The organism is Nocardia sp. NPDC060220, from assembly GCF_042727815.1.
Classification (GTDB): Bacteria; Actinomycetota; Actinomycetes; order Mycobacteriales; family Mycobacteriaceae; genus Nocardia.
Genome location: NZ_JBHWZY010000158.1, coordinates 1 through 10,458 on the forward strand (window position 1 = coordinate 1; position 10,458 = coordinate 10,458).

Sequence of the window (10,458 nt, forward strand, 5' to 3'; positions counted from 1 at the left end):
GATGTGTATAAGAGACAGGAGTCCTATCCGGAGTGGGTGGCCGCCGCGAAGTCGGTCGAAGTCGTCGATCGCGATGCCGAAGGGCGCGCGGCCACCGCACGGTTCGTGCTCGACGCCGGCGTTGTCAAGGACACCTACGTGCTGTCCTACACCTGGCGCGCCGACGGCAAAGCGGTGAGCTGGCGGCTGCTCGAAGGTGACCTGCAGAAGGCCCAGGACGGCAGCTACGAACTCCGGGACCGGCCGGGGGGTGGCACCGAGGTGGTCTACGAACTCACCGTCGACCTGAACATCCCGATGATCGGCATGTTCAAACGTAAAGCCGAGAAGGTCATCACCGACACCGCGCTCAACGAGCTCAAGAAGCGGGTCGAAGGCTGAGCGCCCCGGGCGGTACCCGCGTCGAACTGTTCGTCGGCAAGGGTGGTGTCGGGAAGACGACGCTGGCCTGCGCGACGAGCATGACCTATGCCCGCTCGGGTCAGCGTGTGCTGATCGCCTCGCTGGATCAGGCCCATTCGCTCGGCGACGCGCTCGGTTTCCGTTTCCCGCACGATCCGGGCACCGTCGCCGGGGTGGCCCGGGTGGCGCCCGGCATCGAGGTGATCGAGATCGATTCCCTCGCCCTGCTCGAGGACCGTTTCCGCGATGTGGTGGCGATGCTCGCCACAGGCGGCGGCCACGATCACGGCTTCGACCTCGCCGCGCTGGACCCGGCCGAGCTGACCGGGCTGCCCGGTGTGCAGGAACTGCTGATGCTGGTCGAGATCGCCCAGTACGCCGAGGAGAACGACTGGGACGTCATCGTCGTCGATTGCCCGCCCTCGGCCGACATGCTGCGCATCGTCACCGCCCCCGACACCATGCTCAACTATCTCGAACGCCTCTGGCCCCGGCATGCGCGCACGATGAGCGCGATCGGACTGGATCTCCGCAAGGCGGTGCTCGCGGCCGCGGTCGAACGGGTCGTGGTGGCGGTGACCCAGGTCCGCGATCTCCTCGCCGACCGCACCCGCACCAGCGCCCGCCTGATCACCGGGCCCGAACAGGTCGCCGTCGCCGAGGCGCGGCGGGTGCGTTCGGCGGCCGCGTTGCTGGGCCTGCGGATGGACGCGGTGGTGGTGAACAAGGTGCTGGCCCCGGTGCCACCGCCCGGCGACAACGCCCACCCGGCCGTGCACTGGTATCTGAACCGCCGCGCCGAGCAACTCGAGGTGGTGGCCCGGCTACACGAGCAACTCACCGATGTCCCGATCCTGATCGCCCAGCACGCCGGCGCCGAACCGGTGGGGGTGAATTCGCTGGCGGCCTTCTCGCATTCGGTCGACACGCTGCCCGCCCAACACGCTCAGGGCGCGGATTCGGGCGAACCGATGGTTCGATGGGAGTCCGGCTCCGGTGTCGACTCCGTGTACGCGATGCGGATGCGGCTGCCGGTAGTCGATCCCGGCACCTTGCGGCTGGGCCGAGTGGAGGACGATCTGATCGTGGGAGCCGACGGGGTACGCACACGCGTACGCCTCGCGCCGGTGCTGCGACGCTGCACAGTGGCGGGCGCCGAACTCGACACCGGTCACCTCGTGGTCCGCTTCCGGCCCGATCCGCGGGTGTGGCCCGCCGATCCGAACTACACGAAGGCCACCGCAGATGAGCACTGACTCCCAGTCCGAGCGCCACGGCCACGACGGCTTCGCCGAGTTCACCGAGGAGCTGCGCCTACTCTCCGAAGTTCTCCTCGCCCGGGTCGAACCCGTGCTACGCCGCACCGCCGCCGACGGTCGGGCCGACCTGGGCGGTTGCGCCTGGTGCCCGGTCTGCGCGGCCGCGGCCCTGCTGCGCGGCGACCACCACGACGTCGTCGCGGCCCTCGCCGACCACGGCACCTCCATGGTGACGGTCCTGCGCGAAGCCCTCGCGGGCATTCCCGTCGAACCGGTCCTCCCGCCGGAATGGGCCGAGCACGCTGCGGGACACCCGAATTCGGCCGACGACCATGCCGCCGCACACGAGCCCACGGGTCAGCCCCCGCGCTCCAGCGGTGCCACGGGTCTGCAGGATCCGGGTTCCAGCCCGCGCTCGCGAGCCCCGCGCCCGGAGCAGTCCAGCGCCCCTCGCCCGCGCCGGGTCGACGAGTACAACGCGCCGCGGACCACGCGCACACCGCACATCACCCCCGAACCCGACCGCGCCGACGCGACCGCGCCGGACGCTGACGCTTTCGCCGCCACCGCGCCGCCGACGGCCGCCAACCCGAACCAGCGCCCCAGGCCCACCGCCGAGGATCGGTCGGCCGCCGCCCGCGCGCCGCGCTCGCAATATGTCGACATTCCGGTGACGATCCGGGGATGACCAGCAGGATCGACCCTCAACACCTGCTCACCGTGGGCATCGATGTGGGTGGCACCAACATTCGTGCCTCGGTGGTCGATGTCGACGGCGAGGTGCTCGACACTGTGCAGGCGCCGACCCCGCATTCGGCGCGCGCCCTCGAGGACGCGATCGACCGCTCGGTGCGCGAGCTGGCCCGCCGGCATCCGATCGCGGCGGTGGGGCTGGCCGTCGCCGGTTTCATCTCGACCGATCAATCGACGGTCCTGTTCGCCCCGCACCTGCCGTGGCAGAACGCCCCGGTCGCCCAACGGCTCACCGCGCGGCTGGGCCTGCCGGTGATCCTCGAACACGACGCGAACGCCGCGGGCTGGGCCGAGTACCGCTTCGGTGCGGCGGCGGGCGGGCAGACGGTGGTGCTCGTCGCGATCGGCACCGGCATCGGCGCCGCGCTGCTCATCGACGGTCAGCTCTATCGAGGCAGCCACGGCATCGCCCCCGAACTCGGCCATCTCCAGGTCGTGCCCGAGGGCCGCGCCTGTCCGTGCGGCAAACACGGCTGCTGGGAGCGCTACTGCAGCGGAACGGCGCTGGCCGACACCGCCATCGAGATGCTCGCCACCGACCCTGTGCGTTCGGTGCTGGCGCGCGATGTGCTGCGCGACCCCGGCTCGCTCACCGGCCGCCGGGTCGCGGGCGCCGCACAGGACGGCGATCCGCTCGCGGTGCGGGTGATGGCCGACTTCGCGCGGTGGCTCGGACTCGGCCTCGCCTTCGTCAGCGATCTGTTCGATCCCGACCTCGTGGTGATCGCGGGTGGGGTGAGCAGTTCGGCGCCGCTGTTCCTCGACGAGGCTCGCGAACACTACGCGAGCGCGGTCACCGGAGCCGGGCATCGGCCGCTGGCGCGTCTGCGCACCACGCAGCTCGGGGAGGCCGCGGGCATGATCGGCGCCGCGGAATTGGCCAGGGCGGCGGTCGATGCGCCGGTGGCCGGTCGCGCGGCGAGATAAGGGTCACAGCCATGTGCTCCAGCTACCAGCTCGGGTTGGTTGTGACCTGCGACCAGCGGTAAAGTCGTTGTCCGAAGCCGCACACCACGATCCCGGTCCGAAGAAAGGACGCCATGTTCTATTGGCTGCTCAAGTACGTCTTCCCGGGACCGTTCATGCATCTGTACAACCGGCCCGTTGTCGAGGGCCTCGAGAACGTCCCGGCCGATGGACCGGCGATCATGGCGGGTAACCATCTGTCGTTCTCCGACTGGCTGTTCGCACCGCTGCTGAGCCCACGGCGGATCAACTACCTCGCCAAGGCGGAGTACTTCACCACCCCTGGCTTCAAGGGGCGCCTGCAGAAGTTCTTCTTCAGCGGCACCGGCCAGTACCCGATCGATCGCAGTGGCGCCTCGGCTGCCGACGACGCACTCATCGCCGCCACCAAACTCCTCGACGAAGGTCGCCTCGTCGGCCTGTACCCCGAGGGCACCCGCTCCCCCGACGGCCGCCTCTACAAGGGCAAGACCGGCATGGCGCGCCTCGCGCTGGAGACCGGCGTCCCGGTGATCCCGGTCGCGGTGATCGGCACCGACAAGGTGAGCCCGCCCGGACCGTTCAAGTGGCGTCGCCAGAAGGTCACGCTGAAGTTCGGTGCGCCTCTTGATTTCTCGCGCTACGAGGGCATGAGCGGTAACCGCTTCGTCGAACGCGCTGTCACCGACGAGGTGATGTACGAGCTGATGCGGCTCACCGGCCAGGAATATGTCGACGTGTACGCGCACAGCCTCAAGAAGGGCGTCGCGCCCACCGACAACCAGATCGACGCCACCCGCATCCCCGAGACCAAGGCCGGCTGAGCCGAAACCTCGTGCGCCACACGATGAACCGGCGCACGTCGTCGTTGCCCGGATCGTTTCTCCGCGCACGCGTCCGCCGTTGCCCGGACACCTTCGCGCCCGATTGGTAACCTTTGCCAGGCACGGGCGGGCGGCCACCACAGGTGGCGGGCGTCGGGGACAGCGAGGTAGACGATGGCCGGAGGCGAATCCGACGAGGGTCGCGTCATGCCGTTCGCCCGGCGGACGACCCCGCGTGACGGCAATCCGCCCACCGGCCGGGTAGTGCGCAGCGCGCGCTTGGCCGCGGTACCGGTGGCCTACGCGGGCCGCCGCATCGCGGGCTTCGGCAAACGCGCCGCGGGTCGCGACCCCGCCGCCGTCGACCGCGACATCCGCGTTCGCACCGCCGAACACCTCTTCCAGGTACTCGGCGAGCTCAAGGGCTGTGTCGCGAAACTGGGCCAGCTCCTCGGCCTGCTCGAACTCGGCCTGGCCCCCGACCTGGCCGAACCGTATCGCCAAGCCCTTGCCCGACTGCACGATTCGGCGCCCGCCATGCTTCCGGGCGCGGTCCACGCCGAGCTCGCCACCCATCTCGGCCCGGACTGGCGCTCGCTGTTCCTCGAATTCGACGACCGCGCCTCCGCCGCCGCCTCGGTCGGCCAGGTCCATCGGGCCCGCTGGCACGACGGCACGCAGGTCGCGGTCAAGGTCATGTACCCCGGCTCCCGCCGCGCGGTGCTGGCCGACCTGCAAGCTCTGCGACGCGCCACACCGTTGTTCACCGCACTGCTGCCCGGCGCCGACACCCGCCCGGTGGTGGAGGCGCTGTGCAACGAGATCCGCGACGAACTCGACTACGCCCGCGAGGCCGTCAACCAGCGCGCCTTCGCCACCGCCTTCGCCGACGACCCCGATGTCGTGGTGAGCCGGGTGATCGCCCAGCACGGTGACGTACTGGTCACCGAATGGCTCGACGGTGTTCCCCTGTCCCGGTTGATCATTCGCGGCAATGCGAACGAACTCGACCGGCTCGGCGTGCTGATCATGCGTTTCCTGTTCTCCGCTCCCGCCCGCGCCGCCCTCGTCTACGGCGACCCGCACCCCGGTAATTTCCTTCGCATGCCCGACGGCCGGCTCGGCGTGGTCGACTTCGGCGCCTGCACACCGTGGCCCGGCACCTTCCTCGACGTCGCGAGCGATGTCGGCGCCGCCGTGATCGCCGACTCCCCCGCCGACCTCGAGGCCGCCATGCGCCGCCACGGCTTCGTCGCCCCCGACCGCGACCTCGACATCGCCACCGTCGCCGCCCGCCTCCAACCGGTCCGCGAAGCCCTCCTCGCCCCCACCTACCCGCTCTCGGCCGACTGGCTCCGCGAACAGGTCCGCCTCGCCACCGACCTGCGTCTGACGAACATCCTGCGCCAGCTCACCATGCCCCCCGCCCACACCCCGATCCTGCGCTCCTTCCTCGGCGGTCTGGCAGTCCTGTGCCAACTCCACACCGCCGTCCCCCTCCGCGCCGAATGCACCCGCTGGTACCCCGAAACCGCCGCCGCCGCGGGGCTGTAGACGCCTCACCCGAGTTCGGTCTGCCGTACGGCATCGTTCATGTTCCGTTGCCTTGCTAACGACCGGGTGTTCCGACCGGTGGCGCACCGTGACGTTCATGGCTGTTTCGGATTTCGCGATGTCTCGGCGCACGCTGCTGCGCGCAACCGCCCTCGGTGTGGTGACCGCTCCCGCCCTGGTGGCCTGCGGTGACGATGGGCCCGCATTGGTACGAGCCAGGCCTTCGCTCACGCACGGGGTGGCGGTCGGGGATCCGCGTAGTGATGGCGCCCTGATCTGGGCTCGCTCGGATACGCCCGCGACGCTGGTGGTGGAGACGTCGGCGAGCGAGAAGTTCACCGACGTCAAGCGATTCACCGGGCCGCTGCTCACCCCGGCTACCGACGGCACCGGACGGGTGCGGGTGAACGGTCTGCCCGCCGGGCAGACCGTTCACTACCGGGTACGCCTCGACGGGGAGGGCGGCGCCAGCTCGGAGACGCTCACCGGCGTGTTCCGCACGGCGCCGACCGCGCCCGCCGACATCTCGCTGCTGTGGTCCGGTGACGTCGCCGGCCAGGGTTTCGGGATCAACCCGGACCTGGGCGGCATGAAGGTGTTCTCCGCCATGGCCGCTCGCGACCCGCACCTGTTCCTGCATTCCGGCGACTGCATCTACGCCGACAACGCGCTGAAGGAATCGGTGACGCTGCCCGACGGGCGGATCTGGCGCAACATCACCGCCGAAGCGAAAAACGCCCCCGCGGAAACCCTCGACCAGTTCCGCGGCAACTACGCCTACAACCTCACCGACGACAACTACCGCCGGTTCAACGCCGCCGTCGCCCAGATCGTCCAGTGGGACGACCACGAGACCACCAACAACTGGTCCCCCGGCGGCACGGTCGCCGCCGACAAGGGCTACACCGAGCGCAGCATGGACACCCTCGCTACGCGTTCGTGGCAGGCCTTCCACGAGTGGATGCCGTTGGAGCCCAAGGAAGCTGTCGACGGCCGCCTCTACCGCAAGATCTCCTACGGCCCGCTGCTGGACGTGTTCGTCCTGGACATGCGCGCCTACAAGGACGCCAACACCGCCAATACCGCGCCCCAGGGCCAGATCCTCGGCGCCGCCCAGATCGCCTGGCTCACCGAGGGGTTGAAGAACTCCAAGGCCACCTGGAAGATCGTCGCCGCCGACCTGCCGCTGGGCGTGGTCGTCCCCGACGGCAAGACCGCCTTCGAAGGCCCCGCCAACGCCGCCCCCGGCGCACCGTCGGGCCGCGAGACCGAGATCGCCCAGGTGCTCTCGGCGATCAAGGCGAACAAGGTCGGCGATGTCGTCTGGCTCACCGCGGATGTCCACTACACCGCCGCGCACCACTACTCCCCCACCCGCGCCGCCTTCACCGATTTCGACGAGTTCTGGGAGTTCGTCTCGGGCCCGCTCAACGCGGGGGCGTTCGGCCCCAACCCCCTCGATCCCACCTTCGGGCCCGAGGCGGTCTACGTCCACGCGCCGCCCACCGCGAACACCTCCCCGATGGATCCGGAGTACCAGCACTTCGGCGAGGTGAAAATCGACGGCCGCACCGGAGAAATGACCGTCAACTTGTGCGACGCGACCGGAAAAGTCCTGTTCACCAAGCAACTCGCGCCCACGCGGAAATAGGTGCGAAGTACCCTGCGCAAGAACCGCGCACCTATGGTTAGCTATGCGGTCATGGGCACGCCGCATACCGTCATCTCCGAAGAATATCTCCCCACCGATACGGCGGATGTCGTTCGCACTGTGCGTGATTCGCGCGGTCGGTCGGAACGGTTGACGGTGCGCGGCGGTGAACAGACCGAAGAGTCCTATGGCCTGACCGATCAGCGCGGGGCGCTCTCGCTGCGCAAGATGAATTCGGTGCTCGACATCAACCTGGGCCGGCGCACCGTGCGCGTGCAGGCGGGCGCGAAGCTGTCCGAGATCGACCGCCGCCTCGGCGCGCACGGCCTCGGCCTGCCGGTGGTCGGCGATCATCGCGACATCACCGCGGGCGGCTTCGCCTCCGTCGGCGGGGTGAGCACCGCCTCACACCGCTACGGCATGTTCATCGACCAGATCGTCGACCTCGAGTACGTCGACCCCGACGGCCGGATCGGCACCTGCGGGCGCGCTCACCACACCGAGCGGTTCCACCGCATCCTCGGCGCGGGCGGTCGCGCGGGCATCATCACCGCCCTCACCCTGGACGTGGTCGAGGTCGACAAAGACCACACCATGCTCACCACCGACGCCGACCGGTTCCTCGACTTCGACTCCTTCGTCGAGCACGCGACCAACGAGATCACCAACCCCGGCAGCGCGGCGCTGCAGGTCGGTCGCTGGGTCGACACCGCCCCGCTCAAGGTGGCGCGCCCGGTCGGCACCGGCCAGGTGACCCTCGGCGCCGTCCGTTTCGGTCAGTGGTCGAGCCTGTACCCCACCGCCCCCACGCGCGGCCTGCGGGCCCGGCGTGAGGTCGGCACGCGGACCCGGAAGTCGCTGGGCGCCATCGCTTCCGCCGCGGGCGGCCGCGCGGGCATGCCGGTCCGCAACGCGGCGGCGGGCGCGCTGATGTTCGCGCCGAAGGTCCTCACCATGCGCGACGCCGAGTACCTGGCCGACACCGTCATCAACTCCTCCGAGCGCGGCCCCGCCTACCGCGTCGGCGTGTTCGCCCCGCTGGCCAACTACGGTTCGGTCTTCTACGGCCTGCACGATCTGTTCTCGGCGCACCGCGAGCGCTCGGGCTGCTTCACCGTCATCTCCGCGATGACCTACGGCGTGCGCTCGGAGTACCTGCGCGCCGAAGCCGCCGCCCGCGGCCTCACGCCCGCCGACTACGGCCTGATCACCTTCACCTGCCGTCTGCGTCCCTCGGCCCTGCCCTCGGAGCAGCTGCGCGAGATCGTCTCGGGCATCGACGACATCTGCCGCTCGGAGCAGGGCCTGCGCTACAGCGTCTGAGGACGGACTCGGCGGGTTCGGCGTTTCGCTCGGCTGCGCGTATTCGCGCACTGTGTTACCCGCCGAACCCGCTGGTCACGTCGGGTCCGACGGTGGCTATCTGACTATCAGTCATATCCATCTCCCAGTGGATGGGATAGTCGGCTCTACGGATCACGCGGAGAAAGTGTGATGTCGGTTACGCATTTCGATCGTTCGTCGAATGCGGGCCCCATCCTCGAAAGGACCTCTGATGGTCGCTCCCACTCCGACACCCGCCGTGGACCGCTGGACCCCACGCCTGATCTTCTCGCTCGCCTCGATCGTGCTCCTGCTGGAGATGCTCGCGGTGAGCTACATGATGATCTCGACGGCGCTACCGTCGATCGCCGCGCACTACCAGACCACCCAGGGCGCCTGGCTGCTGACGTCGTTCCTGCTGGTCGGCGCCGTCACCGCGCCGCTGATCGGCAAGCTGGCGGACATGTACGGCAAGCGCAAAGCCCTGCTCGGGTGCGTGACCGTGGCAGCGGCGGGATCGCTGCTGTCGGCGATCGCGGGCAGCTACGCCGTCCTGATCGCGGGCCGTGCGCTGACCGGCCTGCTCATCCCCTGCCTGTTCCTGAGCTACTCGCTGATCCGGGACGTGTTCCCGGCGAAGACGATCGCGCTGGCGGTGAGCATCGCGACCAGCGGCATGGGGTTGATCGCGATTCCCGCGCCGTTCCTCACCGGGTGGCTGATCGACAACCACGGATTCCGCAGCATCTTCTGGTTCTTCGTCATCGGTCTCGCCGTGCTGGGCGCGCTGATCTTCTTCACGACGGCCGAGTCGTCGGTGCGGCTGCGCTCACGGATCGACCCGCTCGGAGCGATCCTGCTCGGCGGCGGCATCGCCGGCATCCTCATCGCGGTCAGCTTCGGACCGACCTGGGGCTGGCGTGACAGTACGACCATGGCGTACCTCTTCGGTGGCGTGGTGCTGCTGCTGGCCTGGCTGGCGAGCGCGCGAATGATCCGGGAACCGCTGATCGACCTCGATGTGCTCGGCCGCCGTTCGGTGCTGCTCACCACGATCGGCGCCGGACTCTGCTACGGCGCCAGCGGGCTGTTCACCATCCTGCTGCCGATGATGGCCATGACGCCCGCCGTGTTCGGGCTCGACTACGGATTCGGCGTCACCGCGGAGGGTTTCGCGATCTTCCAGGCGCCGGTGGGGCTGATGGTGGTGGTCGGCGGCGTGCTCGTGGGTGTGCTCGTCGGCCGCCGCGACGTCCGCCCCCGCATCCTGATGACCTGCGGCATGCTGCTGATGGCCGTCGGATTCGTGCTGACCGCCGCCGTGCACGACAGCAAGCCCCTGCTGATCGTCTTCGCGGGCATCTTCGGCACGGGCATGGGTATGGCCTACGCCGCGATCCCGAATCTGCTGATCGAGGCCGTGCCGCCGCAGTTGCAGGCGGGCACCGCCAGCATCGTCGGCGTCTCGCAGAGCGTGTTCCCCGCCGTCCTGCCGGTTATCGCGTTCACGATCATGAACAACTCCTACATCGCGCCGATCCCGCCGGAGATGACGCAGGGCGCGGTGTTCTATCTGGACCGCGGCTTCACGATCGCCTTCCTGATCGGTGGCGCGACCGCGCTCATCGGTGCGGTGGTCGCGGCGGCGCTGCCCCGCCGGATCGTGCAGCTGTCCGCTCCGCGCACGGTGGAAGGGCCGGAGGAAGGACTGGTGTTCGCGCACTGAGGCATTCGATGCCCAGAGCCG

At 69.4% G+C, this 10,458-nt stretch carries 9 protein-coding genes; all 9 read left to right on the plus strand.

The window, feature by feature from the left end; translation table 11 throughout:
- Positions 1-381 (plus strand): SRPBCC family protein (locus ACFWF3_RS10910; protein WP_379313481.1); only part of this gene is annotated, 381 nt, incomplete at its 5' end.
- Between the two features lie 26 nt (positions 382-407).
- Positions 408-1,658, plus strand: coding sequence for an ArsA family ATPase (locus tag ACFWF3_RS10915; RefSeq protein WP_379313486.1), 1,251 nt, complete (start codon positions 408-410; stop codon positions 1,656-1,658).
- Complete coding sequence (locus tag ACFWF3_RS10920; RefSeq protein ID WP_379313482.1) at positions 1,648-2,349, plus strand: hypothetical protein; 702 nt, start codon at positions 1,648-1,650, stop codon at positions 2,347-2,349. The genes ACFWF3_RS10915 and ACFWF3_RS10920 overlap by 11 nt, the downstream gene beginning before the upstream one ends.
- Positions 2,346-3,341 (plus strand): ROK family protein, encoded by a 996-nt coding sequence (locus tag ACFWF3_RS10925; RefSeq protein ID WP_378636564.1) that lies wholly within the window; start codon positions 2,346-2,348, stop codon positions 3,339-3,341. The genes ACFWF3_RS10920 and ACFWF3_RS10925 overlap by 4 nt, the downstream gene beginning before the upstream one ends.
- Positions 3,342-3,454: 113 nt before the next feature.
- Complete coding sequence (locus ACFWF3_RS10930; protein ID WP_378992532.1) at positions 3,455-4,183, plus strand: lysophospholipid acyltransferase family protein; 729 nt, start codon at positions 3,455-3,457, stop codon at positions 4,181-4,183.
- Positions 4,184-4,357: 174 nt separating this feature from the next.
- On the plus strand, positions 4,358-5,737 hold the full coding sequence (locus ACFWF3_RS10935; RefSeq protein WP_379313483.1) for an ABC1 kinase family protein: 1,380 nt from the start codon (positions 4,358-4,360) through the stop codon (positions 5,735-5,737).
- A 97-nt stretch (positions 5,738-5,834) separates the two neighbouring features.
- A complete protein-coding gene (locus ACFWF3_RS10940; protein ID WP_379313484.1) occupies positions 5,835-7,388 on the plus strand; it encodes an alkaline phosphatase D family protein in 1,554 nt (517 codons plus the stop codon).
- A 51-nt stretch (positions 7,389-7,439) separates the two neighbouring features.
- Positions 7,440-8,711: an FAD-binding oxidoreductase gene (locus ACFWF3_RS10945; RefSeq protein WP_379313485.1), complete on the plus strand. Its 1,272-nt coding sequence runs from the start codon at positions 7,440-7,442 to the stop codon at positions 8,709-8,711.
- Positions 8,712-8,943: 232 nt separating this feature from the next.
- Entirely contained in the window at positions 8,944-10,437 is a 1,494-nt protein-coding gene (locus tag ACFWF3_RS10950) for an MFS transporter (RefSeq protein ID WP_378992529.1), read from the plus strand.
- The last annotated feature ends 21 nt before the right edge of the window (positions 10,438-10,458 follow it).